This window comes from Pseudomonas sp. TZ252 (assembly GCF_056110345.1).
The window spans coordinates 5,756,239-5,770,433 of record NZ_CM148566.1; the positions used below are offsets into that span (position 1 = coordinate 5,756,239).

Annotated in this window: 10 protein-coding genes; 5 read left to right on the top strand and 5 right to left on the bottom strand. The window is 66.6% G+C overall.

Annotation, left to right across the window (positions count from 1 at the left end; translation table 11 throughout):
- Positions 1-173 precede the first annotated feature (173 nt).
- Complete coding sequence (locus ACYAF3_RS26550; RefSeq protein ID WP_003107076.1) at positions 174-2,168, top strand: alkaline phosphatase D family protein; 1,995 nt, start codon at positions 174-176, stop codon at positions 2,166-2,168.
- Positions 2,169-2,225: 57 nt separating this feature from the next.
- On the opposite strand, the gene ACYAF3_RS26555 is transcribed toward ACYAF3_RS26550, so the two are convergent.
- Positions 2,226-2,522, bottom strand: coding sequence for an antibiotic biosynthesis monooxygenase family protein (locus tag ACYAF3_RS26555; RefSeq protein ID WP_474726735.1), 297 nt, complete (start codon positions 2,520-2,522; stop codon positions 2,226-2,228).
- Positions 2,523-3,109: 587 nt separating this feature from the next.
- On the opposite strand from ACYAF3_RS26555, the gene cmrA reads away from it, so the two are divergent.
- The 4 genes from cmrA to ACYAF3_RS26575 all read left to right on the top strand — a co-directional run bounded on the left by cmrA (position 3,110) and on the right by ACYAF3_RS26575 (position 7,850).
- Positions 3,110-4,042, top strand: coding sequence for an AraC family transcriptional regulator CmrA (gene cmrA / locus ACYAF3_RS26560; protein WP_003118542.1), 933 nt, complete (start codon positions 3,110-3,112; stop codon positions 4,040-4,042).
- 87 nt (positions 4,043-4,129) lie between these two features.
- Entirely contained in the window at positions 4,130-5,482 is a 1,353-nt protein-coding gene (locus ACYAF3_RS26565; protein ID WP_105579259.1) for a hypothetical protein, read from the top strand.
- Positions 5,483-5,540: 58 nt separating this feature from the next.
- Positions 5,541-5,801 (top strand): membrane protein insertion efficiency factor YidD, encoded by a 261-nt coding sequence (gene yidD, locus ACYAF3_RS26570; protein ID WP_003106504.1) that lies wholly within the window; start codon positions 5,541-5,543, stop codon positions 5,799-5,801.
- Between the two features lie 174 nt (positions 5,802-5,975).
- A complete protein-coding gene (locus tag ACYAF3_RS26575) occupies positions 5,976-7,850 on the top strand; it encodes a DUF3857 domain-containing transglutaminase family protein (RefSeq protein WP_003088690.1) in 1,875 nt (624 codons plus the stop codon).
- A gap of 157 nt (positions 7,851-8,007) precedes the next feature.
- On the opposite strand, the gene ACYAF3_RS26580 is transcribed toward ACYAF3_RS26575, so the two are convergent.
- From ACYAF3_RS26580 to ACYAF3_RS26595, 4 genes are all read right to left on the bottom strand, one after another.
- The gene (locus tag ACYAF3_RS26580; RefSeq protein ID WP_003106501.1) at positions 8,008-8,910 is read right to left on the bottom strand and encodes an RluA family pseudouridine synthase; all 903 of its coding nucleotides are present in this window, start codon (positions 8,908-8,910) and stop codon (positions 8,008-8,010) included.
- A 120-nt stretch (positions 8,911-9,030) separates the two neighbouring features.
- Positions 9,031-10,260, bottom strand: coding sequence for a serine/threonine transporter SstT (gene sstT / locus ACYAF3_RS26585; protein ID WP_003114881.1), 1,230 nt, complete (start codon positions 10,258-10,260; stop codon positions 9,031-9,033).
- A 487-nt stretch (positions 10,261-10,747) separates the two neighbouring features.
- Entirely contained in the window at positions 10,748-12,118 is a 1,371-nt protein-coding gene (locus ACYAF3_RS26590) for an APC family permease (protein ID WP_003106497.1), read from the bottom strand.
- A gap of 156 nt (positions 12,119-12,274) precedes the next feature.
- Positions 12,275-13,651, bottom strand: a complete 1,377-nt coding sequence (locus tag ACYAF3_RS26595; protein WP_003118546.1) for a glutamine synthetase family protein — start codon at positions 13,649-13,651, stop codon at positions 12,275-12,277.
- Between the last annotated feature and the right edge of the window lie 544 nt (positions 13,652-14,195).

A 14,195-nucleotide genomic window follows, 5' to 3' on the forward strand; every position in this document is an offset into this window, starting at 1 on the left:
CAGAAGCCCGAACGCAAAAAAGAATATTAATTAAGGTGTACTTAACTTTTTGGCATTAGAAGATCGCCATCCCGCGACGACTGTCGTCATTCCTTACGAAATGGCAACGCCGCGATCCGCCGAAAGCGGCATACTCGTCAGCTTGTTTCGCCGCGTCGACAACGCCCGTACCAATGTCCGCCTCGCTCCCCAACGACACCCCGCCTGACGAAGCCCTGCCCCTGGTCCTGGCCGGTCCCCTGCTGCGCCGCGCAGAGCCCGGACGCCTGGTGTTCTGGCTGGCCACGTCATGCCCGACGACCATCGAACTGATCCTCGCCAGCGAAGGCGAGGCGGAGCGTCGGGTCCGCCTCGCGGAAGGAACCCACTCGGCCATCCGCATCGGCACCCATGCCTGGCTGCACCTGCTGGATGTCGCGCTCGACCCGCCGTTGCCCTGCGCCCGCCTGGTCGACTACGACCTGCGCCTCGCCGCCGACGGCCGGGAGCCTGCGGGAATCGCCGAATGGGCGCCGCATCTGCTCTACCCCGGTCGCCAGCGCGCCAGCCTGGTGCTCAAGCCACGTCTCGACCAGTTGCTCCACGGCTCCTGCCGCAAGCCGCATCACCCAGCGGCCGATGGCCTGCTGCAGGTCGACCGGCTGCTGGAGGAAAACCTGCTGCAGGCCGAAAGCCGCCCGGCGTTGCTGATGATGAGCGGCGACCAGGTCTACGCCGACGACGTCGCCGGGCCGATGCTGGTGGCCATCCATGGGTTGATCCACCGCCTCGGCCTGTACGGCGAACACCTGGAAGGCGCACTGGTGAACGACAGCGAGGCACTCTACGCGCACCCGGCCACCTACTACCGGCGCGAGGACCTGCTGCCCGCCTTCGAGTCCAACGAAGCCCTGCGCGAGCGCTTCTTCGGCGGGGTGAAGAAGCCGATCTTCACCTCGGCCAACGCCCACAACCATCTGGTCGGCCTGGCCGAGGTGCTGGCGATGTACCTGCTGGTCTGGTCGCCGGCGCCCTGGCGCCTGGTCAGGCTGGAACCGCCGCCGGGGCTGGATGCGCGGCACGCGCAGCGCTTCGCCGGCGAGCGCCGGCACATCGAAGCCTTCCGCGATGGCCTGCCCCGCGTGGCGCGGGCGCTGGCGCATATCTCGTCGCTGATGATCTTCGACGACCACGACATCACCGACGACTGGAACCTTTCAGCACGCTGGGAGCTGACCGCCTACGGCCATCCTTTCTCCCGGCGGATCATCGGCAACGCCCTGCTCGCCTACCTGCTCTGCCAGGGCTGGGGCAACGACCCGCAGCATTGCGGCGAATGGCTGGCGCCGGTCGCGGCCCTGATGGAGGGTGCCGCGGCAGACGGCCGGCTGCCCTGCGCCGAGCAGGACCGCCTGCTCGATGCCCTGCTCGACTTCCAGCACTGGCACTACCGGTTGCCTGGCAGCCCGACCCTGATCGTCCTCGACACGCGCACCCGCCGCTGGCGTAGCGAGCGCAACCTGGGCCGGCCCTCCGGGCTGATGGACTGGGAGGCACTGAGTGAATTCCAGCAGGACCTGCTCGGCGAAAAGGCGGCGATCATCGTGTCGCCGGCGCCGATGTTCGGGGTCAAGCTGATCGAGGGCGTACAGAAGCTCTTCAGTTGGATCGGCCAGCCGCTGCTGGTCGATGCGGAAAACTGGATGGCCCATCGCGGCGCGGCCTCGGTGATGATGAACATCTTCCGCCACTCGCGTACGCCGGGTAACTACCTGATCCTTTCCGGCGACGTGCATTACTCCTTCGTCTACGACATCCGGATTCGCCATCGCGAGCGCGGGCCCCGGCTCTGGCAGATCACCAGCAGCGGGATCAAGAACGAATTCCCGCGACGCCTGCTGGACTGGTTCGACCGCCTCAATCGCTGGCTCTATGCGCCCTGGTCGCCGCTGAACTGGCTGACCCAGCGGCGCAGTCTGGAAATCCGCCCGCGCGTTCCGCAGCACAGCCAGGCCGGCGAGCGCCTGTGGAACAGCGCCGGGATCGGCCAGGTATTCATTGGCGAGGACGGCCGTCCGCGCGCGGTGTTGCAGGTCAATGCCGATGGCTCGCCGGCGACCGCCTTCGAGCGACATCGCGACATCGAAGACGAACGAGCGGACCAGTCGCCGGTCACGCCGGGTCGCTGAAAGGCCAGAACAAGGGGGACGGGCGGACGCCGCGCCGCATCATCCGCCCGCCCGGTTTCAGAAAAGCCGCTCCTGCACGTCCAGGGTCGCCGCCAGCGCTTGCCAGAGCACCTCGGCGAAGACCCGCTGGGCGTCGCCGGCCAGGTACGCCTGCATGGCCGCGTCATCGCTCCACTCGCTGTGCAACAACCACAGGTCGGAGTCCCCGTCCGCCTGGCGCAGTTCGTAGCGCAGGCAACCGGGCGCGGCCTGGCCCGCCTGCGCCAGCTCTTGCAGGCGCAGGCCGAGGCGGTGCGACTGGCCGCTGCGGGCGCGAATGCTGACCAGGTGACTGGCCCGATTGAACGCTGGCATGCTCTCTGCCTCCTCGACATGGATTCGCCGCTGCGCAAGCGGCACCAGGAGTGGAAGGGCCGGCGGCGCCAAGACGCCGGCCGGCCGCTGTGGGGTGTAAGGGTGACGCATGTGCCCTGCCTCCGATTACCAGTTGCCGGGATGGGTCCGCCGCGCCAGCGTGCCGCCCGCGGCGGGGCCGGAAGGCGAACGGGAAGGCGCCTCGGGGACCAGCGCGCCGTCGCGCACCGGCCGCGAACGGAAGGCACCCGGCGCGCGCTCCGGCGACATGCCGCCCGATGACAGTCTGGCCTGTTGATTTGACATAGGTGTGTCCCCCTGCATGTGTTTCCCATCGGCATGACGGAGATTCCGCCATGCCAGCCAGATTAGGGGGATGGCGCGGGGAATCGGTAGACGGATACTGTCGGGTTCTTGCCTGAAACTGCCGCGCTCCGGTTTTTTCTCATCCGCTTGCGCCCCGTGCGACGAGCCGGCTTGCCTGTTCCTGGCGAATGCTTGCCTGATCCTGCCAACGCGCATCGCGATGAGTGCCTGCCGCCGCGGCGCGCGCTAGTCTTGGGAAGGTTTCCCCCGCGAGTCCCCGCATGAGCGAAAACACCCCGCTTCTTTCCGTCGATCTCCCCGCCGAACTGCGCCAGCGCCAGAGCGAACTGGCGCAGTTGCTGCTCAAGCACTGTCCCAGCGACGGTGTCTACGGCACCGCCGTCGACCCCCTCGCCCTGATTCGCGCCGACGGCCCCACCCTGCCGGCGCGCGGCATGCACAAACCTGCCCTGTGCATCATCGCCCAGGGCCGCAAGGAGGTGCAGTTGGCCGAGGAACGCTATATCTACGATCCGTTGCACTACCTGGTGGTCTCGGTCACCCTGCCGCTGGCCGGCCAGGTGATCGACGCCTCGCCGGACGCGCCCTACCTCTGCGTCCGGCTGGATATCGACCCTGCGGAAATCACCCAGCTGATCTCCGACGCCGGGCCCATGGAAGTGGCCAGCCGGCGCGGCGACCGCGGCCTCTACGTCGACCGTATCGACGCCAGCCTGCTGGATGCGGTGCTGCGCCTGATCCATCTGCTGGACAGCCCGCGCGACATCCCGATGCTGGCGCCGCTGATCCTCCGCGAGATTTTCTACCGGCTGCTGCGCAGCGGCCAGGGCCAGCGCCTGCACGAGATCGCCATCGCCGACAGCCAGGCCCACCGCATCACCCGCGCCATCGACTGGATCAACCAGAACTACGGCAAGCCGCTGCGCATCGAGCAACTGGCCCAGGTGGTCAACCTCAGCCCCTCGACCCTGCACCACCGCTTCAAGGCCGTGACCGCGATGAGCCCGTTGCAGTACCAGAAGCAGCTGCGCTTGCAGGAAGCGCGCCGGCTGATCTTCAGCGAGGGCCTGGAAGTGGCCGCCGCCGGCTACCGGGTCGGCTACGAAAGCCCGTCGCAGTTCAGTCGCGAGTACAGCCGGCTGTTCGGCGCCCCGCCGCTGCGCGACCTGGCGCGGGCGCGCAACACCGCCTAGGGGAACGCGGCAGCGGCCGCGAGGGTCAATCGGGAAGCGGCGGCATACCTTCGTCGCCCCGACCGACCTTGCGCAACCGTACCCGCCATGACCCGAGCCCTGCCCCTGCTCCTGCTTGCCCTGTCCCTTCCCGCCGCGGCGACGGACAGCGAGTCGTTCGCCCGCCGCTACCTGGCCTATGTCCATGCCGTCGGCCAGCACAGCGAACGACTCTGGCCCGGCTGGCGGATGGCCGACAAGGCCTTCCTCTACAGCGATGGCCGCAGTACCTGGGTCGCCGATGCCGAAGGCCGCGCGCAGCGCACCACGGCGGCGGGCGACAGCGACCCGGATCTCGACCTGAGCTATGCCTTTCCGCGTTACCGGGGCCGTCCGGCGGTGCTGCTGCAGATCAGCGCCGCGCACCTGCGGAGCAATACCGGCAATAGCGAGACGCTGGCCGCCATCGGCCCGCACGAAGCCTTCCATCGCTACGCCCAGGAAGACTGGCCGGGCCTGCGCAAGCCCGGTGGCTATCGCGGCGACCTGGCCACGCTCGACCCGCGCCCGCGGGAATACCGCTATGCCCTGTTCCAGTCGCTGCTCCAGGCCCTGCGCACGCCCGGGCAGCGCGACAGCTACCTGAGCGACGCCCAGGGCTGGCTGCGCCGCTGGCGCGAAGCGGCTCCCGAGGAAAGCCGGCTGGCGGCGCAGGTCGATCTCAGCGAAGGCACCGCGCGCTACATCGAGATGGCCGCCGCCGCGCGCTACCGCACCGATTTCGCCAAGGATCCGCAACGCTATCGGCAGGCGCTGCGGGAGTACGCCCTGGCCTTCTACGATGCCAACGAGATCGGCGTCGGCGTCGACAGCGAAGCCTACGAGATCGGCGCGCTGGCCGGAGTGCTGCTGGACCTGCGCGACGACGGGGACTGGAAGGAAGCCGCGATGGCCGGCACCTGGCCGCTGGACTACCTGCTGCGCGACCAGCCTCCGGCCTGGAGCGAACTCCCCGACGACGCGCGGGCGCGCGGCGAGCGCTACCGGCGCGAGATGGGCGCCACCCGCCAGCGCCTGGTCGAGTTGCAGGAGGCCTTCGCCGACCCACGGCGACCGCTGCTGGTGATCCCGCAACCGCGACGCACCATCGGCTTCGCCACGGCGGCCAGCGAGGTGCGCGGGGGCTTCTACGTCCTTGCCGACGGGCCGTTCCGCCAGGCCTACCTCGGCGCGCGCTGGAATGTCGGCGAGCTGACCCTGGACGGCGTCGACTATCTGGAGGGCGACGCCGAGGCGTACTGCCCGGGCTACGGCCGTTCGGCGCTGATTCCGTTGCGCGGAGGCGATTGGCGCGAAGGCACGCTGGCGCCGGAAGAACCCGGCCTGCGCGGCCGCCTGGCGACTGCTCGCAGCCTCGTCGACGGGCGGACCCTTTATTGCGCGGCGGAGAATGCTCCTTGAGGACCGACAACGGCGCTACAATGCCCGCTCGCCGCCGCAACCCCGCCGAGGGCTCGCCATGAAGTTCCTGCTGATCGGGCTGATCCGCTTCTACCAGTACGCAATCAGCCCGCTGATCGGTCCCCGCTGCCGCTTCTACCCCAGTTGCTCGCACTACACCCTGGAAGCCATCCGCGTGCATGGCGCGCTGCGAGGCGGCTACCTCGGCGCGCGCCGGCTGCTGCGCTGCCACCCCTGGCACCCCGGCGGCTACGACCCGGTTCCGGAGCGCCAGGAACAGGCGTGCGCCTGCCACAGAACGGCAAAGCCCGGCAAATGAAGCCGGCGAAAAGATCGCAACGGCGACATTCCGCACATAACCGGACCCGCCGGTCGACATGCGGAATTGATAAAACCTATCATTCAGGGTCCATCTCCCCGGCTATCGCCCGGCGCCCCCATGCGCCAGGCGACGCCTGGGAGCTCCGCTCAAACGTTTCATCCTGAGGCACCGATGCCCCGTCATCCCTTCTCCCCTTCCTTCCTCGCCGCCAGCGTCTTCTGCGCCGCCACCCCGGCCCTCGCCGCGCTGCAACCGATCGCCGAGGCGCCGCTGGCCGGCGAAACCGAGTTCCGCTGCCAGTTCAACGCCGACAACAGCACCGATTGCGTGAGCACCTACAGCTTCACCATCCTCAAGCCGAGCGGCCGCGAGATGCTCTCGCGCATCGATCGCAGCTACGCGGAGACCGACAGCCTGATCGTGGAGAAGGCCGAGCTGACCCAGCCCGGCGGCAAGCCGGTGCCGCTGGACCAGTCGCAGATCGATACGCGCACCGCGCCGAACCCGGACCAGGGCTTCCTGCGCGAACGCCAGACCTCCCTGGCGTTCCCCAACCTGCGCGTCGGCACCCGCATCAGCTACACCCTGCGCGAGCACTTCACCGCCAAGCCGCTGAGCACCCAGTTCCACTACATTCTCAGCCGCCCACCGATGCCGGTGCGCGACGACCGCTTCGTCGCCGAGTTCAAGGCCGAGCGGCCGATCTTCGTGCGCAGCGAGCTGATGGACGCCTATCGCATCGAACAGAGCGCCGACAAGAAGACCCTCAAGGTCAGCCTGAAAAAGCCGCAATACACCAACTACATCAACGAAGCCGGCAACGCCTACCTGCGCCATACCCCGCGCCTGGAGCTGGGCAGTTCGCTGGACCTGCAGGACAACTTCGGCCCGTTCGCCGCGCGCTACAACGAGATCCTCGCCGCGGAGCTGCCCAAGGGCGCCGCGGCGGCCGTCGCCGCGGTGAAGGGCAAGCCGGCCCGCGAGCAGGTCGCCGGCCTGATGCAGTACATCAACGACACCTACCGCTACCTGGGCGACTGGCGCGCCAGCGAGCGCGGCTACGTGCCCTTCTCCCTGGCGGAGATCGAGCGCAATGGCTACGGCGACTGCAAGGACCTGGCGATCCTCCTCGCCGCCATGCTCAAGGCCGCCGGGATCAAGGCCGAACCGACCCTGGTCAGCCGCGGCGACGTGGTCTGGGACCTGCTGGTGCCCGGCATGTACGCGCCGAACCATGCCATCGTCCGCGCCGAGGTGGACGGCAAGACCTGGTGGCTGGACCCGACCAACCCGGTGTTCGCTCCCGGCCGCACCATGCCCGACATCCAGCAGCGCTGGGCGCTGGTGCTGGGCGCCGACGGCAAGGTGCGGCGCGACGAGATTCCCCTGGAAGCGCCCGGCGACACCCTGCGCGTGACCCGCAGCGAGCATTACACCCATGACGGCGAAGCCCGGGTCGAGTCGCGCGTGGAGCTGTCCAATGCGCCGCTGATGCAGCTCAGCGTCGCCGATCGCCAGCGCGGCCGCACCAGCACCGACCAGGACCTGTGCCGCAACTTCGCCAAGGAAGGCAGCGACTGCGTGCTGGAGCGCGACGACAGCCAGTTCGTGCTGCCGCCCAGCTATACGATCAGTGCCAGGCTTACCGACCGCCGCGCCCTCGACCGGCTCGGCGGAGAGTATTTCTACAACCGCCAGGACCTGGCCAGCCAGTGGGATGCCTTCGCCAAGTACCGCAGCGAAGGCCAGTTGGCCGAGCTGTACCTGGGCGAACCGCAGATCACCTCCTACGACATCAGCCTGTCCGGCGGCAAGACCGACGAGCCGGCGCACAGTTGCGAGATCCGCAGCCCCTGGTTCGACATCGACCTGCAGGCCGAACCGGCCAAGGACGGCGGCTACCACTATCGCTACCGGGAAGTGCAGAAGACCAGTTGGCTCAACCACGACGAGATCAACAGCGCCGAGTTCGGCAAGCTGATCGAGCAGAGCCGCGGTTGCGTCGAGCAACTGCGCCTGGTGGTCAAGCTGGACAAGCGTCCCTGAGCGACGTGCGCCCGCTCCGGCGGGCGCGTCCAGCCGCACAGCGGGCGATCCTTCTACTCGCCCGCGCAGCCCTCCAGGCCGAGCGCCTGCTCATAGAAACGCGCCATGCGCTCCGGGTCGGCGACGTACGCCAGCATTCCGCTGGCGAGCCTGTCGCCTACACCTGCCAATCGAGCCGCAGCCCGGATTCGAACGTACGCCTCTCCCCGCTCAGCGGGTCGTCGAAGCGCAGCCCCCTGGCCAGCAGCTTGAGCGGCCGCAGGTAGTCGTCGGGGCTGCCCTCGGCGTCCAGCAGCTCGGGATAGAACCCATCGTTCTGGATACCCGCGCCGAGTGCCGCGAGGTGCACGCGCAGCTGGTGCTTCTTGCCGGTCACCGGATACAGCCGGTAGCGCCACCAGCGGCCGTTGCGCTCGACGACCTCGATGCGCGTCTCGCTGTTCGGCTCGCCCTCGCCTTCGCGCATGCGGAAGAACGGCTCGCCGGGCACCAGGCGGGTCCTGCGCAGCAACGGGAAGTCCAGTTGCGGCAAGGCCGGAGCGATCGCTTCGTAGCACTTGTCGATGCGCCGCTCGCGGAACAGCGCCTGGTAGCGCCCGCGGCTGCCGGGATTGGTCGAGAACAGCACCAGCCCGGCGGTATGCCGGTCGATCCGGTGCAGCGGCACCAGGTCTCGATTGCCGGTGCTGCGGGCCAGCCGCGCCAGGAGCGTCTGCTCGACGTAGCCGCCGGCCGGCATCACCGGCAGGAAGTGCGGCTTGTCCGCCACCAGCAGATGCTCGTCGCGGTACAGGATGCGCGCCTCGAAAGGAATCGGTGCCTCCACCGGCAACTCGCGGAAGTAGTGCACACGCAGGCCTTCGCGATATGCCGCCTGCGGGCCCAGCGCACGCCCCTCGGCGTCCAGCACCCGGCCCCGCTGCATGCGCGCCAGCCAGGTGTCGCGGTCGATGGCCGGGAAACGCGCGCAGAGACAGTCGAGCACGGTGCTCCAGGGACCGGCCGGCAGATGCAGGGTGCTGGCGCGGAGACTGGCGTCGGGCAAGGAAGGAGACGACATGCGGCAACTCGGGAAGGACGGGCGACCATTAGGCCGCAGCGCGGCGCACAGGTCAAAGCACGCCGGGGCGATACGAAGAAACCGCCCGAAGGCGGTTTCTTCCGTGACCCAGGGATCGAATCAGGCGGCGCTCGCCTTGCGCTCTTCCGCCTCGCAGGCGGCTGCGGTGAACAGCACGTCGGTCGAGGAGTTCAGCGCGGTCTCCGCGGAGTCCTGGAGGATCGCGATGATGAAGCCTACCGCCACCACCTGCATCGCCACCTCGCTGGGAATCCCGAACAGGCTGCAGGCCAGCGGGATCAGCAGCAGCGAACCGCCGGCCACGCCGGACGCGCCGCAGGCGCAGATCGACGCCACCACGCTGAGCAGGATCGCGGTCGGTACGTCCACGGCGATGCCCAGGGTATGCACCGCTGCCAGGGTCAGCACGGTGATGGTGATCGCCGCGCCAGCCATGTTGATGGTCGCGCCCAGCGGGATCGATACCGAATAGGTGTCTTCGTGCAGGCCCAGGCGCTCGCAGAGCTGCAGGTTGACCGGGATATTGGCTGCCGAGCTGCGGGTGAAGAACGCGGTCATGCCGCTTTCGCGCAGGCAGGTCAGCACCAGCGGATAGGGATTGCGGCGGATCTTCAGGAACACGATCAACGGGTTGACCACGAAGGCCACGAACAGCATGCAGCCGAGCAACACCACCAGCAGGTGGGCATAGCCTTTCAGGGCCTCGACGCCGGACTCGGCGAAGGTCGAGGCGACCAGGCCGAAGATGCCCAGCGGGGCGAAGCGAATCACCACCTTGACGATCAGCGAGACGCCGTTGGACAGCTCGGAGAGCAGGTTGCGGGTGGTATCGCTGGCGTGGCGGAAGGCGATGCCGAGGCCGATGGCCCAGGCCAGGATGCCGATGAAGTTGGCCGAGATCAGGGCGTTGACCGGGTTGTCCACCACGCTCAGCAGCAGGGACTGGAGCACCTCGGCGATGCCGCCCGGAGGCGACATCTCGCCCGGATGGCTGGCCAGCACCAGGCTCGAGGGGAAGGCGAAGCTGGCGATCACCGCCACCACCGCGGCGCTGAAGGTGCCGACCAGGTACAGCAGCAGGATCGGCCGGATATGGGTCTGCTGGCCTTGCTTGTGGTTGGCGATGGATGCCATCACCAGGACGAACACCAGTACCGGCGCGACGGCCTTCAGCGCGGAAACGAAGACCTTGCCGATGAAGCCGACCTTGAGCGCGGCGGCCGGGAAGAAGCTGGCGAGCAGCAGGCCGGCGATCAGGCCGACGATGATCTGGCCCACCAGGCTGGTACGCGTCAGCAGATGAAGCAGGGGACGTTCAGGGTATGTCATGCAGATTTCTACTCTTATAGGTGTGTCGAAGGCCGGCCCAGGCAGCTTCCATGCCGAACGACCCTGTGCCGTTCCGCCCCCGCGAAGGGATGGTTCGAGCGAGCCGGGTAGTCTAGGGAAGGACGCGCAGCACCACAGGAAACACCGACCAGCGGATACCGGGCTCCCCCGCCACGGCCATCGAACCGGATCGGGACGGCGTGGATTCTAGCCGTGTCTGCGCTTTTTGGGGGCGTCCAATTCTGTCTGGATTCGGACATGTCGTCGCAGGCGCATTGCCAGCCGGGAGGCCGGAAATCCCTGTGAAAAGGAGGGAAAACGCGAAATTCGCTGTCTGCAGATAGCCAAAGCCCGCCATGAGGCGGGCTTCAGATGGGGGGCTAGTCCGTTAGCCATGGGTCCATGATTGACCCGTCACCGTGAAAATTTCGTGAAGATTACCAATCTTTTTCCTTCACATTTCCGCTGAATCCATTCACCGCTCGCCTCACTGGGTCGGGCTCAGCTCGCTCTCCTGGAAGCGCGGCGGCGGACGGCTGAAGCTGCGAGTCAGGTAGAACAGGTAGCCGAAGCCCAGTCCGGCCCAGATCAGCCCCATCACCAGCGAGGTGCTTTCCAGGTTGAGCCAGAGCACCGCGACGATGGCCGCGCCGAGCAATGGCAGGACCAGGTAGTGGAAATGCTCCTTGAGGCTGCGGTTGCGCCCGCCGCGCACATAGAAATGCACGATCACCGAGAGATTGACGAAGGTGAAGGCCACCAGGGCGCCGAAATTGATCAGCGCGGTCGCCGTCACCAGGTCGAAGGAGATCGCCGAGAGCGCCACCATGCCCACGATGAGCACGTTGATCGACGGCGTACGCCATTTCGGATGGACGAAGCCGAAGATCCGCTCCGGCAGCACGTTGTCCCGCCCCATCACGTACAGCAGGCGCGACACGCTGGCCTGGGAGGCCAGGCCCGACGCCAGGGTATTGATGAAGGTGGCGCAGAGGAAGATCGACTGGAACAGCTTGCCGCCGACGTACAGGGCGATTTCCGGCAGCGCCGCGTCGGGTTCCTTGAAGCGTACGTTGGTCGGGAAATAGGACTGCAGGAAATACGACACGGTGATGAAGATCACCCCGCCGTACAGCGCGGTGAGGAAGATCGCCCGCGGGATCACCCTGCCGGCGTCGCGGGTTTCCTCGGACAGCGTAGTCACCGCGTCGAAACCGAGGAAGGAAAAGCAGAGGATCGTCGCCCCCGCCACCATCGCCGAGAGATGCGCGTGCTCGGAGAAGAACGGCTGGGTACTGAGCACCGTGGCGGTCCCCTCCCCGTTGTTCAGGCCGTGAATCACCAGGCCGATGAAGACCACGATGATCGCCAGTTGGACCAGCACGAAGACGGTGTTGAAATTGGCGACCAGGTTCACGCTCTTGATGTTGATGAGGGTCATGATCAGCACGAACATCACCACCCAGATCCACGGGGCGACCTCGGGGAACAATGCGGTCAGGTATATCTTCGCCAGCAGTGCGTTGATCATCGGCAGGAACAGGTAGTCCAGCAGCGACGACCAGCCGACCATGAAGCCGACATGGGGATTGATCGCTCGTTGCGCGTAGGTATAGGCCGAGCCTGCGGTGGGGAACTGGCGGACCAGCTTGCCGTAGCTGATCGCGGTGAACAGCACGCCGGCGAGGGCCAGCAGGTAGGCGGTGGGCACGTGTCCCTGGGAAATCCCGGATACGATGCCGAAGGTGTCGAAGACGGTCATCGGGGTCAGGTAGGCCAACCCGATCATGACGATCTGCCACAGCTTGAGGGACTTGCGAAGCTGGGTTCGTTCTGCGGTGGGGGGAGGATTCGACATGGGTATGCTTGCCTCGATTTCTTCTTTTTCTAATGCACAGCAAAGGAAGGCGGACGGGCGGAAACCGCAGGCTTGCCGCCGTCTACCTTCAGCAAGGGTGGGAACCTCGACGGAAGAACGGGCGGGCGGCGCCGGACCGGAGCCGCCCGCCCATGCTCACACGGTGTGCAGGTACCAGTTGTACTCGAGGTCGGAGATCGAGTACTCGAACTCCTCCAGCTCGCTTTCCTTGCAGGCGACGAAGATGTCGATGTACTTCGGATCGATGTACTTCGCCAGGATCTCGCTGTCGTCCAGTTCGCGCAGGGCGTCGCGCAGGTTGTTCGGCAGGCTCGGCTCCAACTGCTCGTAGGAGTTGCCTTCGATCGGGGCACCCGGCTCGACCTTGTTGGTCAGCCCGTGGTGCACCCCGGCAAGCACCGAGGCCAGCAGCAGGTAGGGGTTGGCGTCGGCGCCGGCGACGCGATGTTCCAGGCGTACCGCGTCCGGGCTGCCGGTGGGCACGCGCAGGGCCACGGTGCGGTTGTCCAGGCCCCAGCTCGGCGCGTTCGGCACGTAGAACTGCGAACCGAAGCGGCGGTAGGAGTTGACGTTCGGGCAGAGGAAGGCCATGGAGGCCGGCAGGGTCTCGAGCACGCCGCCGATCGCATGGCGCAATGCGGCGTTCTGCTCGGGATCCTCGCTGGTGAAGATGTTGTTGCCGTGCTTGTCGAGCAGCGAGATGTGTACGTGCAGTCCGTTCCCGGCCTGGCCCGGATAGGGCTTGGCCATGAAGGTGGTGTCCATCTCGTGGTCGTAGGCGATGTTCTTGATCAGGCGCTTGAGCAGCACCGCATAGTCGCAGGCCTTCATCGGGTCGGCGACGTGATGCAGGTTGACCTCGAACTGCGCCGGTGCGGATTCGGCGACGATGGCGTCGGCCGGGATGCCCTGGGCGCGGGCGCCGTCGATGATGTCCTGGAGGCACTCGACGTATTCGTCGAGGTCGTCGATGGAGTACACCTGCACCGACTGCGGACGCTTGCCGGAGATCGGCGAGCGCGGCGGCTGCGGCCGGCCGTTCACGTTCTCCTGGTCGATCAGGTAGAACTCCAGCTCGAAGGCGGCGACGATGGTCAGTTCCATCTCGGTGAACCTGGCCACCACCTGGCGCAGGACTTCGCGGGGGTCGGCGAAGAAGGGATCACCTTCCAGCTCATGCATGGTCATCAGCAGTTGCGCGGTCGGGCGCTTCTGCCAGGGTTCCATGGAGAGGGTGCCGGGGATCGGGTAGCAGATCCGGTCGGCGTCGCCGATGTCGAGACCCAGGCCGGTACTCTCTACGGTGGAGCCGGTGATATCGAGGGCGAACAGGGAAGCGGGAAGGTTGATACCTTTTTCGAAGACTTTGGGCAGACTGTTGCGTTCGATTCGCTTGCCGCGAACCACGCCATTCATGTCTGAAATCAGAAGGTCGACGAACTGGACCTCGGGATGTTCCTGAAGGAACAGGCTCGGCTCAGTGAGCTGAACGGCACGCAGGGGTACCGACATGATGCAACACCTTTTTTGTTAAAAATTTCAATCATGCGGGGGCTGGAGCCAGAGTCAATCGGAAAGCCAATTTGTTGTCAATAGCCCTCTCGTCGCCCTCGCGGACGGCGAAATGGCCGTAGACAGGGCCTTCCAGCGCATCGCGAAAGCGGCCAAAGCCAGGCCAGGCAAGGTGTTCAACCTGGTGCAGCAGATATTTTACAGGCTCCGTTGTACGAAAAATTGAACAAGGCTAAGCTGTGCCAACCCTACAACAGCAATAAACCGGGTGTTCCATGTCCTACCAGCCGTCCCTCGGCGCCAAGTTCCGCGGCCACAAGATCGGTCAGCATCCGCGTTAGCTCCGCTCCGGTTCTTCTCTCCCTCGATTCTTCGCAGCGCCCTCGAGCGGCCCTCGCTCGTCCGCCGCCTGCCCTGCCCGTCCTCCTTATATAAGGAAGGACACCGGCCGCTTTCGCCTGCGTGGATAACGGATACGAAGAGCAAGATCGTTCAAGCCAGCCCGATGCGCCTGCTGGCATGCTGGACCGACGTTCACCACCGC